We start from the raw sequence: 16332 nt of genomic DNA, 5'->3' as shown, positions 1-16332 counted from the left end.
CTGCAGGGGGGACCCTGTGGGAGAGTAGGACGCCGCCGAACTTCTTTTACGGGAAAGCCCCGTGTCCTTTGTGGACACGGGGCTTTTCTGCGTTTCCGAGCGTCTAGGCTCGATCCATGCGCTACGAACTGGTCATCTTCGACAACGACGGTGTGCTCGTGGACAGCGAGCCGATCTCCAACACCATCCTGGCCGAGTACCTGACGGAGCTCGGCCACCCCACGTCGTACCAGGAGTGCCTCCGGGACTACATGGGGGCCGCGATGCACCGGGTGCACGAGCTCGTCGAGGAACGGACCGGGGAGAAACTGCCCCCGGACTTCGACGCCGTGTTCCACGAGCGGCTCTTCGCCGCGTACGCGCAGGAGCTGGAACCCGTCGCAGGCGTCGAGGACGTACTGGGGAAGCTGGTCGCCGACGGCGTTCCCTACTGCGTCGCCTCCTCCGGGAGCCACGAGCGGATCCGGGCCGGACACCGCAGGACCGGGCTCGACCAGTGGTTCGAGGAAGAGTGGATCTTCAGCGTGGACGACGTCGAACGGGGAAAGCCGGCCCCCGACCTGTTCCTGCTGGCCGCCGAGCGGATGGGCGTCGCCCCCGAACGGTGCGTCGTCATCGAGGACAGCCCGCTCGGCGTGGAGGCGGCCAGGGCCGCGGGGATGGACGTCTACGGGTTCACATCGATGATGCCCGCGGACCGTCTCACCGGGGTGACCGGGTACATCTCCGACATGGGACAGCTCCGCGAATTGCTCGCGTGATCCATCTACCCACCGGTAGAAACTGGCCCTACGCTCGCGGCCATGACAAACGCTGGTTTGCGGCACGGCAGGGCCTCCCTCACGCTGAGTTTCTTCGTCCAGGGAGTCACCTTCGCTCTGCTGGTGACGCGGATTCCCGCCATTCAGGACCGGTACGGGATATCCGACGGGCTGCTGCCCGCGTTCCTGGCGGCGGTGCCCATCCTGGCCGGGGTGGGCAGCGTGGTGACCGAGAAGGTGGTCCTGCGGGTACGGCCCAGGATCGTGCTGCGCTGGGCGCAGCCCGTCGTGATGCTCGCGCTGCTCGGCGCCGGCGCCGGGAACGCGATGTGGGAGGCGGCGCTGGCACTCGGGCTGTTCGGGCTCGCCGTCGGGGCGCTCGACGCCTCCATGAACATGATGGGCGTCAGCCTCCAGCGGGCCTACGGGCGCTCCATCATGCTCGGCTTCCACGCCGCGTACAGCCTGGGCGGAATCGCCGGGGCGTCCATGGCGTGGGCCGGGGCGCACTGGGACCTCTCGCTGCTGGTCTCCTACCTCCCGGCGGTCGTCGTCCTGCTGCCCGCCGCGTTCGCCGGAAGCCGGTGGTACTCCGACGGCGCCTCCGCACAGGGCGGGGCGGAGGACCCGGGCAGGAATGCCGGGTCGGTCTCCTTCAAGCTGCTGATGCCGCTCTGCCTGGTGATGAGCTTCGCGTACATCGGCGACTCCACCGTCTCCAACTGGAGCGCGAAGTACCTCCAGGACGTCCTGGGGAGCTCGGAGCAGATGTCGACCCTGCCTTACAACGTCTACATGGTGACGACGCTGCTCGGACGGGCCGTCGGGGACCTCGGGGTGCGGCGGTTCGGAGCCGTGGCCGTGGTGCGGAGCGGCAGCGTGCTGGCGGCCGCCGGATTCGTGGTGGTGGCGACGGCCGGCGGGGCGTGGACCGGGATGCTCGGGTTCACCCTGCTCGGGCTCGGGCTCTGCGTGATCGTCCCGCAGACCTTCGCGGCCGGTGGGCGGCTGTTCCCGGGGGCGAGCGACACCGCGATCGCCCGGCTGAACGTCTTCAACTACGTGGGGTTCCTGGTGGGATCGCCGCTGGTCGGTGCGATCGGGGACGCCTGGAGCTACCGGGGCGCGATGCTCGTACCGATGGTGCTGGTGCTCGCGACGCTGGTGTACGCCAAGTCGTTCGGTGCGGAGCCCGCCCGATACGGTGGCGGGCATGAGCGGGCGCGCACAGCTGATGTGGGATGACGCGGTAACGGGATACGACTTCGGGGAGAGCCACCCGATGGACCCCGTCCGGCTGGCCCTGACCATGGGGCTGGTGCGGGCGTTCGGGCTCGACCGCGCGGTGGACGTGGTGGCGGGCAGGCCCGCCGGGGAGTCGACGCTGCGGCTGGTGCACCGCGAGGACTACGTGGCCGCGGTGCGGGCCGCCTCGGCCGATCCGAAACGGGCCGACCAGCGCTACGGGCTCGGGACGGTGGACGACCCGGCCTTCGCCGGGATGCACGAGGTCTCGACGCTGATCGCCGGCCAGTCGGTGGCGGCGGCCGAGGCCGTGTGGCGCGGGGACACCGCGCACGCGGTGAACTTCACGGGCGGGCTGCACCACGCCATGCCGGGCGGCGCGGCCGGATTCTGCATCTACAACGACCCCGCGCTGGCCATCGCCCGGATGCTGGAGCTGGGCGCCGAGCGGATCGCGTACGTCGATGTGGACGTCCACCACGGCGACGGGGTGCAGGCGGCGTTCTGGGAGGACCCGAGGGTCCTGACGATCTCGCTGCACGAGCACCCGAGGACGCTCTTCCCGCACACCGGCTGGCCCGAGGAGACCGGCTCCGGGGCCGGCGAGGGCGGCGCGGTGAACGTGGGGCTGCCGGCCGGGACCGGGGACGCGGGATGGCTGCGGGCCTTCCACGCGGTGGTGCCCGAGCTGTTGGCGGATTTCCGGCCACAGGTGCTGGTGACCCAGCACGGGGCCGACACGCATTTCGAGGACCCGCTCGCCCATCTCGCGGTCTCGCTGGACGCGCAGCGCGCGGTGATGGCGGCCTGCCACGACCTGGCCCACGCGCATGCGGAGGGCGGTCGGTGGGTGGCGCTCGGCGGGGGCGGTTACGCGGTGGTCGACGTGGTGCCCCGGTCCTGGACGCATCTGGTGGGCATCGCCGCGCACGCCCCGGTGGAGCCGGAGTCGATGATCCCGGAGTCGTGGCGGGCCGAGGTCTACGCCCGTACCCGGCAGTTGGGACCGGCCCGGATGACGGACGGGCGGACGCCGTCCTGGAAACCGTGGGAGGAGGGGTACGACCCGGCCGACCGGCTCGACCAGGCGGTACTGGCGGCGCGGCGGGCGGCGTTCCCCCTGCGGGGGCTGCTGACCTGACTCCCCGCCAGGAGCGCTGCGAGTCCTCCTCGCGTATGGCGGTGTGTGCGTGGGCTCGTGGGCGGTGGCGCGTATTGGTTGCGCCAACGGTGGGGAGTCCTCGGCTTCCGGCCCCCCGTCCGGGCGGGTGGGGGAGCATCGTGGGGTGTTGAGCACCGGAGCGCTGCGCGCGCATCTGCTGGCGGCCCGGCTGGCCGGGCCCGTGGCCACCTCGCGGGAGACGAGTCTGCGGAGTTATCGGCTCTTCGCGGCCGGGGATCCGCGGGTGACGCTCGGTCTGGTGCCCGGCGAGGGCTGGGCGGAGACCGATCTGCTGCGGCTGATGGCCGAGAAGTGCGGGGTCTCGGAGGATCCGGCCCATGTCGTGGGACCGGACGTGATCGATCCGGAGCGGACGCTGGCCGGGCTGGACGCCTTCGCGGACCGGCTGTCGTGTGCGGCGGAGCGGCGGGCGCCGGTGCTGTTCGGTACGGGCCATCCGCATCGGCTGCTCGGCTTCTACGTCGCGCTGGCAGACGCGATGTCGGCGGCGGGATGCCCCGTACTCACCCCGGCACAGGGGCGACGTATCGACATAACGACCCGGTTCGGCGTACGCACGTGCAGCCTCGACTACGTACGGGGAGTCGCGATGGTGCGTGAGCCCGGCGCGCGCGAGGGCGGCGGTGACACCGGCGCACACACCCATTCCCCGCTGCCGGTCCGGGTCGCCCTGGCGGCGGCCGCGGAGGAGCGGGGGTTGCTTCCGGAACTGGTCGTGGGGGACCACGGCTGGGTCTGCGGGGCAGGTCAGCTGGGCATCGAGGCGATCGGGCTGGCGGACACGGACGATCCCGCGCTGTTCGTCGGGGAGGCCGAGGGGCGGGTGTCGGTGGCCGTTCCGGTGGACGACGGGGTGGAGTCGGCCTTCTATCGACCGCTCACTCGATATGTACTCAATCGAGTGTTTCTGTCACGGTAGGCGGTCGATCGTCTCCCCTCTTCCCCACTCGCATCACCCGCCCCTAACCTGGGCAGTGAGCGCACAACGACGAAGAGTCACCGGAGGGGAAGCCGGTGAGCGTCTCGTGCGGAAGGTACAGGTGAGTCATGGCTGCTGACAGCGAGAGGCCTCTCAACGAGGTCAAGTTCCTGACTGTGGCGGAAGTCGCCTCGGTCATGAGAGTGTCGAAGATGACCGTGTACCGCTTGGTGCACAGCGGTCATCTGCCGGCGATCCGGGTGGGCAGGTCTTTCCGGGTACCGGAGCAAGCGGTTCACGAGTATCTCCGCGAGTCCTTCGTGGGGGTGGAGTCCGCCTGAGTTTCACCTCGGATTACGCCCCTCACGCGCTGGCGGGTAGGCTAGGCCGACGTAGGTCGTGTGGGCCCAGACGCCCCGCACCAGTGAAGAAGAAGTGAGCGAGGGTAGTCGTGGGCTCTGTTATCAAGAAGCGGCGTAAGCGGATGGCCAAGAAGAAGCACCGCAAGCTGCTCAAGCGCACGCGCGTTCAGCGTCGCAACAAGAAGTAGGCGAACGCGGTTCGTGTTTCCCGCAGCCCTTCCACCGGTCCGGTGGAAGGGCTGCGGTGCTTTTCACCGGCTACGGTGACGGCCAGGGGAAACCTTTCGACGGAAGGCGCTGATCTTGGGGAAGGTCGTGCTGGTCACGGGAGCGGCCCGGCAGCTGGGGGGCCGTTTCGTGCGGCGGGTCCAGCGGGAGCCGGGCGTGGACCGGGTGATCGCCGTCGACGCGGTCGTGCCGGGGCACGCGCTGGACGAGGCGGTGTTCGTCCGGGCGGACATCCGGCAGCCCGCCATCGCGCGGGTGCTCGCCGAGTACGCGGTGGACACGGTGGTGCATCTGGACGTCTCGGCCAAGGCGGTCGGCACGGGGGGCCGGACGTCGGTCAAGGAGACCAACGTCATCGGCACCATGCAGTTGCTCGGTGCCTGCCAGAAGTCGCCGACCGTGCGGCGGCTGGTGGTGAAGTCCAGTACGAACGTGTACGGCTCGGCGCCGCGCGATCCGGCGGTCTTCACGGAGACCACCCCGCCCAAGTCGCTCCCCAGCGGCGGCTTCGCCAAGGACGTGGTGGAGGTCGAGGGGTACGTGCGCGGGTTCGCGCGCCGGCGGCCGGACGTGGCCGTGTGCGTGCTCCGGTTCGCGAACATCCTGGGGCCCCGGGCCGATTCGCCGCTCGCGGACTATCTGTCGCTGCCGGTGCTGCCGACGGTGTTCGGGTACGACCCGAGGCTCCAGTTCGTGCACGAGGACGATGTCGTCGACGTCCTGGGTGTGGCGTCCGGGGAGCCGGGGCGCGGGACGCTGAACAGCGGCACGTTCAACATCGCCGGGGACGGGGTGCTGCTGCTCTCGCAGTGCGCGCGGCGGCTGGGGCGGCCGACGGCGCCGCTGCTGCTGCCCGCCGTCACCTGGGTCGGCCAGGCGCTGCGCAGGGTCGGGATGACGGATTTCTCGCCGGAGCAGATCCGGCTGCTCACCCACGGCCGGGTGGTCTCGACGGTCCAGATGCGCGAGACGCTGGGCTTCCACCCCCGGTTCAGTACGGCGGAGACGTTCGCGGAGTTCGTCCGCGGCCAGGGGCCGGGGCTGCTGCCGCCCGAGCTGGTGGGGGGCGCGGTCGACCGGCTGGCCGCGCTGCCGTTCGCGCGGGCGGGCGGCGATGTTTCGGGGATCATCGGGGCCGGCGGCACCGCGCCGTCCTCCGGCGGCAGGTAGAGGAGCGCACCGACGATGGCGGATGCCAAGGTCATTCCGTTCGACGACGACCGTTCGCGGGCGGGTGGCGCGGCGCGTCCGGCCCGGCGCCGGGCCCCGGGGGCCGGGCCGGGGCCCGCGGCGGGTACGGCGGCCGTGAGCGCCCTCCCGGGCCGACAGGGGGCCCCGGAGCCCCGGCGGGGGCGGCCGGAGCCGGAGGACGGGGAGCGCGGCGGCTGGGACCGGCGGATCGCCGGCGGGCTGGCGTTCCTGCGCCGCCGGGTCACCGGTGAGTACGACGTCGACGAGTTCGGGTACGACGAGGAGCTGACCGACCAGGTCCTGATGTCGATGCTCCGGCCGGTGTACGAGAAGTACTTCCGGGTCGAGGTGAAGGGCGTCGAGAACATCCCCGCGGAGGGCGGGGCGCTGATCGTGTCCAACCATTCGGGGACGTTGCCGCTGGACGGGCTGATGCTCCAGGTCGCGGTGCACGACAACCATCCGGCGGGGCGTCATCTGCGGCTGCTCGCCGCCGACCTGGTCTTCATGCTGCCGGTCGTCAACGAGCTGGCCCGCAAGGCCGGGCACACCCTGGCCTGCGCCGAGGACGCGGAGCGGCTGCTGCGGCGGGGTGAGTTGGTGGGGGTGATGCCGGAGGGGTTCAAGGGCATCGGGAAGCCGTTCGGGGAGCGGTACAAGCTCCAGCGGTTCGGGCGGGGCGGTTTCGTGTCCACGGCGCTGCGGGCCGGGGTGCCGATCGTGCCGTGCTCGATCGTGGGGGCGGAGGAGATCTACCCGATGGTCGGCAACGCGAAGACGCTGGCGCGGCTGCTGGGCTTCCCGTACTTCCCGATCACGCCGACGTTCCCCTGGCTGGGACCGCTCGGGGCGGTGCCGCTGCCGACGAAGTGGACGATCCAGTTCGGCGAGCCGATCTCCACGAGCGGCTATCCGGTGGAGGCGGCGGAGGATCCGATGCTGATGTTCAACCTGACGGATCAGGTGCGGGAGCAGATCCAGCACACGCTGTACCGGCTGCTGGTGCGGCGCAGGTCGGTGTTCTTCTGACGGATTCCGGGCTCTCCGGCAGGCGTACGTGGCCGGGGGCGGGCCCGAGTGGGCCCGCCCCCGACCACGTGGCCCGCGCGGGTCAGTCGCCCGCGTCCTGGCCGTGCAGGCCCAGGCCGGGGAGGAGGCCGGGAAGGATCGGGGGAAGGGTGATGTCCGGGGCGGGCGGGGCGCCCGGCCGGTCGTCGGCGGACGGGGTGGAGCCCGGGGACGGGTCGGAGCCGAGGAGCCCGCCGGTGGAGCCGCCGATCAGGCCGCCCTCGGCCGGGGAGCTGTCCGGCCCCGAGGGGCGGGGTGAGCTCTCGGCCTCGGAGTGGTCCCGGGAGGCTTCGGGGGAGGTGCGTGCCGAGGGGGTGGTGTGCGTGGGGCCGGTGCCCCGCTCCGCGGTGCCGGACCGCCGGGCGCCGTCGCTGTCCGGGGTGCGGGGGAAGAGCGACTGGAGCGGGCCGACCTCTTCGTCTATGGCGTCGAAGACCGAGCTGACCTGGTCGCCGACATCCGTGAGCTGCAGGGGCAGCCGGTCACGGAGGCTGCTCCAGGTCTCGCGGTGCGAGCGGGAGAAGGAGTCCAGCGTCTGGATGGGGCCGATGGCCCCGTTGCGCTGGTAGGCGGAGCGGAGGAGGCGGTGGCCCTCGCTGGCGTCGTGGCTCATGCCGTTGAGCGTGCGCCGGACCTCGCCGAGCTGTTCGTGGTCCAGGGCGCCGGAGCGGGCGCGCTCCAGGAGGCGGCGGGCTTCGCTGAGCCGGGTCGACGCCTGGTCGAGGTAGACCTCGCCGCGGTCGGTGTCGCCGCTGGCCATGCCCAGGTGGATGTCCTCCATGCCGCGTTTGAGCCCGTACAGCGAGTCACCCGGCAGGGCGTCGGAACTGGCAGCGGCCACGCCGCCGAAGGCTCCCGCCGCCACACCGACGGTGAGGCCGCCGGCCGCGAGACCCTTCGTCCACCGTGAACGCGGACGCAACTTCCGGAGCGGGGAGGCCCGGTGGGCCCCCTTGGCGCGCTGCTCGGGCACCGTAGGGCCCACGGACGCGCCGCCCTCGCTGAACATGGCCTCCATGGCGGCGACGAGCTGGGCTCGCTGCGCCACTTTGACCTCGGGGTCCAACTCCGGCCGCGGTACCTCACCGAGGCCGTTCGCCAGGGCCAACAGCGGTCCGTGGTCGGCCGGTCCGGCCGGGTCCTCGGGCTGTCCGGCCGCCGCACCGCGGAGCGACTGCTCCTCCAGGGCCTGGGCGAAGGCGTTCGCCCGCCGGTGTGCCGAAACGTTTGCGATCACTGGCGGCACCTCCTCTCAATCATGACGGTCGACTCCCCTGGGGGTACGGAGGGTTGCACACCTTGAGCGCTTTCACACGATTGAGTGAGTGTCGGCGGACATGGGGTGACTACAGGGGGCCTGCAACCGGCACAACGAGGGGCGCGGCACTTGGGTTACGCACTAAGGATGATCGGACCAGTCCGTGACATGGGCGTCGCGGAGCGTTGCTCCGCACGGGAGTTGGGGACGGGGCGGAGCGGGGCGAGGGGTCAGCGGGCGTCGTCGGGGAGGAGGCGGGCCAGGGTGCGGACGGCGCGGTACTGGAGGGTCTTGATCGCGCCTTCGTTCTTGCCCATGACCCGGGCGGTCTCGGCGACCGAGAGGCCCTGGAGGAAGCGGAGGGTGACGCACTCCTGCTGCTGGGGGTTGAGCCGCCGCACGGCCTGCAGCAGCGCGGCGTTGGAGAGGGATTCCAGGACGGAGTCCTCGGGGCTGCGCTCCACCTCGTTGGCGTCGAGCATCTCGCCGGTGGTCACCTCCAGCCGGAAGCGGCTGGACTTGAAGTGGTCGGCGACCAGGTTGCGGGCGATGGTGACGAGCCAGGCGCCGAAGTCGCGGCCCTGCCAGGTGAAGGTGGAGATGCGGCGCAGGGCGCGCAGGAAGGTCTCGCTGGTGAGGTCCTCCGCGGTCGCCTTGCCGCCCACGCGGTAGTAGATGTACCGGTAGACGGTGTCGCTGTACTGGTCGTAGAGGCGGCCGAAGGCGTCGGCCTCGCCGGCCTGGGCGCGCTCGACGAGTTCCATCATGCGGGCGCTGTCGCTGTCGGCGGTCGGCCGTCGGACGGTGGAGGTGGCGCCCGAGCCGCGGTTGCCGCGTCTTCCGACCGCCGCACTCCGTTCGGCCAGGGCATAGTAGGGGCCGACAGGTGCAGGGGCGGCGAATGCGGGTACGGCGTACGCGGTGGGGACGAAGCCGCGCAAGAGGTCGGTGACCGTTGCGCGCAGCGTAGCCAGGCCCGAGGCGTCAACCCCGACGTGTGGGTACACGGGACTCCCAGAGGCAGAGCTTCCATCACGTTCAGTGCGAAACCTTCACTCGTCGTAGTGAGTGGGGGGTTCCGGAATGCGTCTGAGGAGAATAACGCTTCGTACAGGCGGCACTACGCCCAGTTGCTCAAATCATCGATTACGTCGCTTCTGTGACGACTAGACGACCCATCGAGCAGCAGTTCGTGATCGCTTATTGATCGAATTACTTCGAGATCTGTCTGTCGGGGCGACGAGTTGTGCCCGTGCGAGGGCAGGTCGGCAGGTCGTGCGGGCCTGCGGGTGAGGAGTTCGACCGGTTGTGCGCCACTGGTCGGTCGTACGTCACCGATCGCTTGTGCGGGCGATCGGTTGTGCGAGGCGGCGCGGCCGCACCGGGCCGGGCGGAGGGGCGTACGGATGTACGGGGCGGCAGCGCCCGCGGGTCAGCGGCGGCGGCGGTGGAGGGCGACGGCGGCGGCGGTGCCGCCCGCGAGCGCGCCGACCCCGGCGGCGGCCGGGATGCCGACGCGGGCGGCCTTGCGGCCGGTGCGGTAGTCCCGCAGCCGCCATTCGCGGGCGCGGGCGTGCTTGCGGAGCTTGGCGTCGGGGTTGATCGCGTACGGGTGCCCGACCAGGGAGAGCATCGGGATGTCGTTGTGCGAGTCGCTGTACGCGGCGCAGCGGTCGAGGTCGAGGCCCTCGGCTGCGGCCAGGGCGCGGACCGCCTCGGCCTTCGCGGGGCCGTGCAGCGGTTCGCCGACCAGGCGGCCGGTGTAGACGCCGCCGACGGACTCGGCGACGGTGCCGAGCGCGCCGGTCAGGCCGAGCCGGCGGGCGATGATGGTGGCGGTCTCGACCGGGGCGGCGGTGACCAGCCAGACGCGCTGGCCCGCGTCGAGGTGGGCCTGGGCGAGGGCGCGGGTGCCGGGCCAGATGCGGTCGGCCATGTACTCGTCGTAGATCTCCTCGCCGATGGACATCAGCTCGGAGACCCGGTGGCCCTTGACGATGGACAGGGCGCTGTCGCGGGCGTCCTGCATGTGGCCGGGGTCCTCGACGCCGGCCAGCCGGAACCACGCCTGCTGCCAGGCGAACCGGACGAGTTCGCGGCGCTGGAAGAACTTCCGCTTGTACAGGCCGCGGCCGAAGTGGAAGAGGGCGGCGCCCTGCATGACGGTGTTGTCCAGGTCGAAGAAGGCGGCGGCCAGGTCGTCGCCGACGACGGGGAACGGGGCCTCCTCGGCCTCCGCCTGTTTCGCGGACTTCGAGGTCTCGGAGGTTTCCGGGGTCTCCGCGGCTTCCGTGAGGTCCTCGGTGAGGGAGGTCTTGCGCGCTGCCTCGGCTGCCGCCTCGCCGGCCAGCACACTCCGTGCTGTCGCGGGGCGCCTACGGGGGGTGAGCCATCCAAAAGCGGCCATGTGGTGAGCATAGCCAGTCGGCCGGGCCCTTCCCGAGCTGCCGGTATGCCATGGCGTGAACTCTTGACCGGAGGTTTGTCGAACGGGTGAAGCGGCCGCCGGGCCCGCGGGGGGAGCCGGTGCGGGCGCGGCGCAGAATGAGGGCATGAGCCCCTTGTTGCGACGTACGAAGAAGAAGCCCGAGGAGCGGGTGGTGACCCTGGTGGGGAAGCCCGGGTGCCATCTCTGCGACGACGCGAGGCAGGTGGTGCGGGAGGTGTGCGAGGAGACCGGGGCGTCCTGGGAGGAGAAGGACATCACCCTGGACGAGCGGCTGTACCGGGAGTACTGGGAGCAGATCCCGGTCGTGCTCGTCGACGGCGAGCAGCACACGTTCTGGCGGGTGGACGCGGCGCGGTTGCGCGGGGCGCTGCTTTCCTGAGCGAAGCCGGTTACCATCGTGGGCGTTTTGAGTGGTCTCGGGGGAGTGGTTGTGAGGAGTGTGTGCCGCTTTGCCCCCTTCGGGCCTGCAACGGGCTGATGCGGTCCTTGGTTCCGGGATCGCGCGACGAATGTGCGTGACCCCGGTCACTTTGACCGGACAAAACGGACACTATCTTTGTGCACGCGTTCACAAAGACATAGCCTGCATTCGACGGGGCGGTCATGGGAAATACGGCCGCCTGCAGCCCCGCTCATCCCGCAGGAGCACCGTGGCAACTGGCCGAAATCACCGACCGGCGACCCGTAGCCGAGGAATTCCCGAGGCCACCGTCGCCCGTCTTCCGCTGTATCTGCGCGCGTTGACCGCGCTCTCCGAGCGCTCGGTACCCACGGTCTCCTCCGAGGAACTCGCCGCGGCGGCCGGGGTCAATTCCGCGAAGCTGCGGAAGGACTTCAGCTACCTCGGTTCGTACGGGACGCGCGGTGTCGGGTACGACGTCGAGTATCTCGTGTACCAGATCTCCCGCGAACTTGGGCTCACCCAGGACTGGCCGGTCGTGATCGTCGGCATCGGCAACCTCGGCGCCGCGCTCGCCAACTACGGCGGTTTCGCCTCCCGTGGTTTCCGGGTCGCCGCGCTGATCGACGCCGATCCCGCGATGGCCGGGACGCCGGTCGCCGGTATCCCCGTGCAGCACGCCGACGACCTGGAGCGGATCGTCGGGGACAACGGTGTGTCGATCGGTGTCATCTCGACCCCGGCCGGGGCCGCGCAGCAGGTCTGCGACCGGCTCGTCGCCGCGGGCGTCACCTCCATCCTGAACTTCGCGCCGACCGTGCTCTCCGTGCCCGACGGTGTCGACGTCCGCAAGGTCGACCTCTCCATCGAGCTCCAGATCCTCGCCTTCCACGAGCAGCGCAAGGCCGTCGAGGACACCACCGGCGGCGCCGGGGACCCGGCCGCGCCCCCGGTGCGGGCCGCCGCCACCGACCGCAAGGGACCTGACGGGGACATGCCCGCCGTGATGCCGGCATGAGCCTTCTCGTCGTAGGACTGAGCCACCGCAGCGCTCCGGTGTCCGTGCTGGAGCGTGCCTCGCTGTCCGCCGATACCCGGGACAAGCTGCTCCAGGACACGCTGGCCGCCGAGCCCGCGGCCGAGGCCGCCGTCCTCGCCACCTGCAACCGCATCGAGCTCTACGCCGACGTGGACAAGTTCCACGCGGGCGTCGCCGAGCTGTCCACGCTCCTCGCCCGGCACAGCGGTGTCGGCCTGGACGAGCTGACCCCGTACCTCTACGTGCACTACGAGGACCGGGCCGTCCACCACCTCTTCTCGGTGGCGTGCGGGCTGGACTCGATGGTCGTCGGCGAGGGCCAGATCCTCGGCCAGATCAAGGACACGCTGGCGGTGGGGCAGGAGCTGCACACCGCGGGCCGGCTGCTGAACGACCTCTTCCAGCAGGCGCTGCGGGTCGGCAAGCGGGCGCACAGCGAGACCGGGATCGACCGGGCCGGGCAGTCGCTCGTCACCTTCGGGCTCGAACAGCTCGCCGCCGGCGGGGACGTCGCCGACTGGGCCGGGGGCAAGCGCGCCCTGGTGATCGGCGCGGGCTCGATGTCCTCGCTCGCCGCCGCCACCCTGGCCCGTACCGGGGTCGCCGAGATCGTCGTCGCCAACCGGACCCGGGCCCGCGCGGACCGGCTCGTCGAGATCCTGGCCCAGCCCGGGGGCACCGGAGTGGTCGCCCGGGCCGTGGAGATGGCCGATGTCTGCGACGAACTGACACGTGCCGACATCGTCGTCTCGTGCACCGGCGCAACCGGTCTCGTGCTGACCGCCGAGGCCGTCGCCGACGCGCTCGGCCTGGAGGCCGCGCCCGCCGTGGAGGCCGCCGACGCCGAGGTCCCCGCCGTGTCCGCCGTGTCCGTGGTGCCCGCACCCGCCGACGTCGACCGGCACGCCGCCTGGGTCGAGAACGCCGCGGGGAACGGTGCCGGAACGGTCCGCCAGGCCGTCCGCCGGGCCACCGTGCCCGCCCAGGGCGCCGGCCCCGTGCGCCTGGCGCTGCTGGACCTCGCCATGCCGCGCGACATCGACGGCGAGGCGGCCCGGCTCGACGGGGTGCGTCTCGTCGACATCGAGTCGCTGGCCGAGGCGTCCGCCGACGCCCCGATGGCCGCCGACGTGGACCAGGTGCGCACCATCGTCTCCGACGAGGTCGCCGCCTTCGGCGCCGCCCAGCGCGCCGCCCACATCACCCCGACCGTCGTCGCGCTGCGCACGATGGCCGCCGGAGTGGTCGCGGGCGAGATCGCGCGGCTCGACGGGCGCCTCCCCGACCTGGACGAGAAGCAGCGCGCGGAGATCACCCAGACCGTGCGCCGCGTCGTCGACAAGCTCCTGCACGCGCCCACCGTGCGGGTCAAGCAGCTCGCCAGCGAGCCCGGCGGCGCCGGGTACGCGGACGCGCTGAGAGAACTCTTCGACCTTGACCCGCAGACGGTCGCCGCCGTCTCCCGGGCAGACCTGAACGACCCGAATCGAGGGCGGTCATGACCGACAACTCATCCCTGGGCACGGCAGCCGACAAGCCGCTGAGGCTGGGTACCCGCCGCAGCCAGCTCGCCATGGCGCAGTCCGGCCATGTGGCGGAGGCGGTGCGCGAGGTGACCGGTCGGGCCGTCGAGCTCGTCGAGATCACCACGTACGGCGACATCTCGCGCGAGCACCTGGCGCAGATCGGCGGCACCGGTGTGTTCGTCGCCGCGCTGCGCGAGGCGCTGCTCCGCGGCGAGGTGGACTTCGCCGTCCACTCGCTGAAGGACCTGCCGACCGCCCAGCCCGAGGGCCTGCTGCTGGCCGCCGTGCCGGTGCGCGAGGACCCGCGCGACGTGCTGGTGGCGCGGGACGGGCTGACCTTCGGGGAGCTGCCGCCCGGCGCCCGCGTCGGCACCGGCTCGCCGCGCCGCATGGCGCAGCTCAACGCGTACGCCCGCAGCCACGGGCTCGACATCGAGACGGTGCCGATCCGGGGCAACGTCGATACGCGTATCGGACTCGTCCGGAGCGGTGAACTGGACGCGGTGGTACTCGCCGCGGCCGGACTCAGCCGCCTCGGCCGGAGCGGTGAGGTGACCGACTTCCTGTCGGTCGACACCGTTCTGCCCGCTCCCGGCCAGGGAGCACTGGCGATCGAGTGCGCTGCGAGCAGCGCCGACCTCGCCGCCGCGCTCGCCGAGCTCGACGACCCGTACACCCGGGCCGCCGTGACGGCGGAGCGTGCCCTGCTCGCCGCCCTGGAGGCCGGTTGCTCCGCACCTGTGGGTGCGCTGGCCGACCTCCTGGTCGACGGACAGGCTGTCAACGAACTGCGCCTGCGCGGAGTCGTCGGTTCCACCGACGGTTCCTCGCTGGTGCAGCTGTCCACCACCGGTCCCGTTCCCACGTCGCAGGACGACGCGGCGGCGCTCGGTCGCGAGCTCGCGGCCGAGATGCTTGCCAAGGGTGCGGCCGGTCTTATGGGGGAGCGAGCACTTTGAGCCCCACCGGCCCCGCCGCATCCGACTTTCCGGCCCTGTCCGCACAAGGGCACGTCACCTTCCTCGGCGCCGGTCCCGGCGATCCGGGACTGCTGACGCTGCGCGCCGTCGAGGCGCTCGCGAGCGCGGACGTCCTTGTCGCCGAGCCGGACGTTCTCGGCGTCGTTCGCTGCCATGCGCGGGCAGGCGTAAGCACGCCCGAGCTGACGGTTGTTGACGCGCAGTCAGCAGCCGCCGGCGTCCCCGTCCTGAGGGATGCGGTCAATCTTGTCATGGAGGCGGTGAAGGGCGGCAGGCGGGTCGTCCGTGCCGTTTCCGGCGACCCCGGGCTGGACGGGAGCGCGGGCTCCGAGATGCTCGCCTGCGCCGCCGCGGGCATCCCGTTCGAGGTGGTTCCGGGGGTGGCGAACGCGGTGGGCGTGCCGGCGTACGCCGGTGTGCCGCTCCGGGACGAGCAGGGCGCGGACGTCCGGTTCGTCGACGCCCGTACGGCGTCCGACCGGTGCTGGGCGGAGGTCGGGGCGAGCGATGCCACGGCCGTCGTGTCGACGACGCTCGACTCGGTGGCCGCGGCCGCCGGTGAGCTGGTCTCGGCGGGCCGCAAGCCCGACACCCCGCTGACCGTGACGGTCGCGGGGACGACGACCCGCCAGCGGACCTGGACGGCCACGCTGGGGACGATCGCGCAGGTGCTGAAGCAGGCGAAGGTGCTGCCGTCTCCGGAGGGCCACCGACCCGTCATAGCCGTGGTCGGTGAGCGCACCTCCGCCGCCCGTCGCGACCAGCTCTCGTGGTTCGAGTCCAAGCCGATGTTCGGCTGGAAGGTGCTGGTGCCGCGGACGAAGGAACAGGCGGCGTCGCTCTCCGACCAGCTCCGTTCGTACGGTGCCGTGCCGCACGAGGTCCCCACGATCGCCGTGGAGCCGCCCCGTACGCCCCAGCAGATGGAGCGCGCGGTCAAGGGTCTGGTGACCGGCCGCTACGAGTGGATCGCCTTCACCAGCGTCAACGCCGTGAAGGCCGTCCGGGAGAAGTTCGAGGAGTACGGGCTCGACGCCCGTGCCTTCGCCGGGATCAAGGTCGCGGCGGTGGGCGAGCAGACCGCCGCCGCGCTGGTCGACTTCGGCGTGAAGCCGGACCTGGTGCCGTCCGGTGAGCAGTCCGCCGCCGGTCTGCTGGAGGACTGGCCGCCCTACGACCCGGTCTTCGACCCGATCGACCGGGTGTTCCTGCCGCGCGCCGACATCGCGACGGAGACGCTGGTGGCCGGGCTGATCGAGCTGGGCTGGGAGGTCGACGACGTGACCGCGTACCGCACGGTCCGCGCCTCGCCGCCGCCGGCCGAGACCCGTGAGGCGATCAAGGGCGGTGGCTTCGACGCGGTGCTCTTCACCTCCTCGTCGACGGTGCGGAACCTGGTCGGGATCGCGGGCAAGCCGCACAACGTGACGGTGATCGCGTGTATCGGGCCGGCGACGGCGAAGACCGCGGAGGAGCACGGGCTGCGGGTCGACGTCCTGTCGCCGGAGCCCTCGGTGCACAAGCTGGCCGAGGCGCTGGCCGAGTTCGGCGCGCGGCGCCGGGAGGCCGCGAAGGAGGCCGGTGACCCGGTGACGCGGCCGAGCGAGCGGCGCCCGGGGGCGCGTCGCAGGCGCACGACGACCTGACGGGTCGCGATACGCGGTGGGGGAAGGCCCGGTTGCCTCGGCGACCGGGCCTCCGCCCTTTTCGCGCGGTTTTTCCG

Annotated in this window: 16 protein-coding genes; 13 read left to right on the top strand and 3 right to left on the bottom strand. The window is 71.7% G+C overall.

The window, feature by feature from the left end:
- Window positions 1-116 precede the first annotated feature (116 nt).
- The 8 genes from ACF08W_RS28010 (at window position 117) to ACF08W_RS27975 (ending at window position 6918) form a co-directional block, all read left to right on the top strand.
- A complete protein-coding gene (locus ACF08W_RS28010) occupies window positions 117-761 on the top strand; it encodes an HAD family hydrolase (protein ID WP_352281221.1) in 645 nt (214 codons plus the stop codon).
- Between the two features lie 42 nt (window positions 762-803).
- Entirely contained in the window at window positions 804-2006 is a 1203-nt protein-coding gene (locus ACF08W_RS28005) for an MFS transporter (RefSeq protein WP_392280912.1), read from the top strand.
- A complete protein-coding gene (locus tag ACF08W_RS28000) occupies window positions 1975-3147 on the top strand; it encodes an acetoin utilization protein AcuC (protein ID WP_352281224.1) in 1173 nt (390 codons plus the stop codon). Before ACF08W_RS28005 ends, ACF08W_RS28000 begins: the two co-directional genes overlap by 32 nt.
- 145 nt (window positions 3148-3292) lie before the next feature.
- Window positions 3293-4108 (top strand): phosphatase, encoded by an 816-nt coding sequence (locus ACF08W_RS27995; protein WP_392280911.1) that lies wholly within the window; start codon window positions 3293-3295, stop codon window positions 4106-4108.
- Between the two features lie 128 nt (window positions 4109-4236).
- Entirely contained in the window at window positions 4237-4449 is a 213-nt protein-coding gene (locus ACF08W_RS27990) for a helix-turn-helix domain-containing protein (protein WP_158070919.1), read from the top strand.
- A 110-nt stretch (window positions 4450-4559) separates the two neighbouring features.
- Window positions 4560-4658 (top strand): 30S ribosomal protein bS22, encoded by a 99-nt coding sequence (locus ACF08W_RS27985; protein ID WP_003948845.1) that lies wholly within the window; start codon window positions 4560-4562, stop codon window positions 4656-4658.
- Between the two features lie 115 nt (window positions 4659-4773).
- Window positions 4774-5868: an NAD-dependent epimerase/dehydratase family protein gene (locus tag ACF08W_RS27980; protein ID WP_392280910.1), complete on the top strand. Its 1095-nt coding sequence runs from the start codon at window positions 4774-4776 to the stop codon at window positions 5866-5868.
- A 15-nt stretch (window positions 5869-5883) separates the two neighbouring features.
- Window positions 5884-6918 (top strand): lysophospholipid acyltransferase family protein, encoded by a 1035-nt coding sequence (locus ACF08W_RS27975; RefSeq protein WP_392280909.1) that lies wholly within the window; start codon window positions 5884-5886, stop codon window positions 6916-6918.
- Window positions 6919-7000: 82 nt separating this feature from the next.
- Here ACF08W_RS27975 and ACF08W_RS27970 read toward each other — a convergent pair whose 3' ends face one another.
- From ACF08W_RS27970 to ACF08W_RS27960, 3 genes are all read right to left on the bottom strand, one after another.
- The gene (locus ACF08W_RS27970) at window positions 7001-8194 is read right to left on the bottom strand and encodes a DUF5667 domain-containing protein (protein ID WP_392280908.1); all 1194 of its coding nucleotides are present in this window, start codon (window positions 8192-8194) and stop codon (window positions 7001-7003) included.
- Window positions 8195-8445: 251 nt separating this feature from the next.
- Entirely contained in the window at window positions 8446-9222 is a 777-nt protein-coding gene (locus tag ACF08W_RS27965) for an ECF subfamily RNA polymerase sigma factor, BldN family (protein ID WP_392280907.1), read from the bottom strand.
- A gap of 425 nt (window positions 9223-9647) precedes the next feature.
- On the bottom strand, window positions 9648-10622 hold the full coding sequence (locus ACF08W_RS27960; protein WP_392280906.1) for an HAD family hydrolase: 975 nt from the start codon (window positions 10620-10622) through the stop codon (window positions 9648-9650).
- A gap of 145 nt (window positions 10623-10767) precedes the next feature.
- On the opposite strand from ACF08W_RS27960, the gene ACF08W_RS27955 reads away from it, so the two are divergent.
- From ACF08W_RS27955 to ACF08W_RS27935, 5 genes are all read left to right on the top strand, one after another.
- The gene (locus ACF08W_RS27955) at window positions 10768-11043 is read left to right on the top strand and encodes a glutaredoxin family protein (RefSeq protein WP_352278473.1); all 276 of its coding nucleotides are present in this window, start codon (window positions 10768-10770) and stop codon (window positions 11041-11043) included.
- 271 nt (window positions 11044-11314) lie between these two features.
- A complete protein-coding gene (locus ACF08W_RS27950; RefSeq protein WP_392280905.1) occupies window positions 11315-12082 on the top strand; it encodes a redox-sensing transcriptional repressor Rex in 768 nt (255 codons plus the stop codon).
- The gene (locus ACF08W_RS27945; RefSeq protein ID WP_392280904.1) at window positions 12079-13605 is read left to right on the top strand and encodes a glutamyl-tRNA reductase; all 1527 of its coding nucleotides are present in this window, start codon (window positions 12079-12081) and stop codon (window positions 13603-13605) included. The genes ACF08W_RS27950 and ACF08W_RS27945 overlap by 4 nt, the downstream gene beginning before the upstream one ends.
- Complete coding sequence (gene hemC / locus ACF08W_RS27940) at window positions 13602-14588, top strand: hydroxymethylbilane synthase (RefSeq protein ID WP_352278476.1); 987 nt, start codon at window positions 13602-13604, stop codon at window positions 14586-14588. The genes ACF08W_RS27945 and hemC overlap by 4 nt, the downstream gene beginning before the upstream one ends.
- A complete protein-coding gene (locus ACF08W_RS27935) occupies window positions 14585-16255 on the top strand; it encodes a bifunctional uroporphyrinogen-III C-methyltransferase/uroporphyrinogen-III synthase (protein ID WP_352278478.1) in 1671 nt (556 codons plus the stop codon). The genes hemC and ACF08W_RS27935 overlap by 4 nt, the downstream gene beginning before the upstream one ends.
- Window positions 16256-16332 lie beyond the last annotated feature (77 nt).

It is taken from the genome of Streptomyces sp. NPDC015144 (genome assembly GCF_043079735.1).
Lineage (GTDB): Bacteria > Actinomycetota > Actinomycetes > Streptomycetales > Streptomycetaceae > Streptomyces.
Note: the sequence above shows the minus strand (reverse complement) of the source record. Positions and strands in the feature narration are given on the sequence as shown.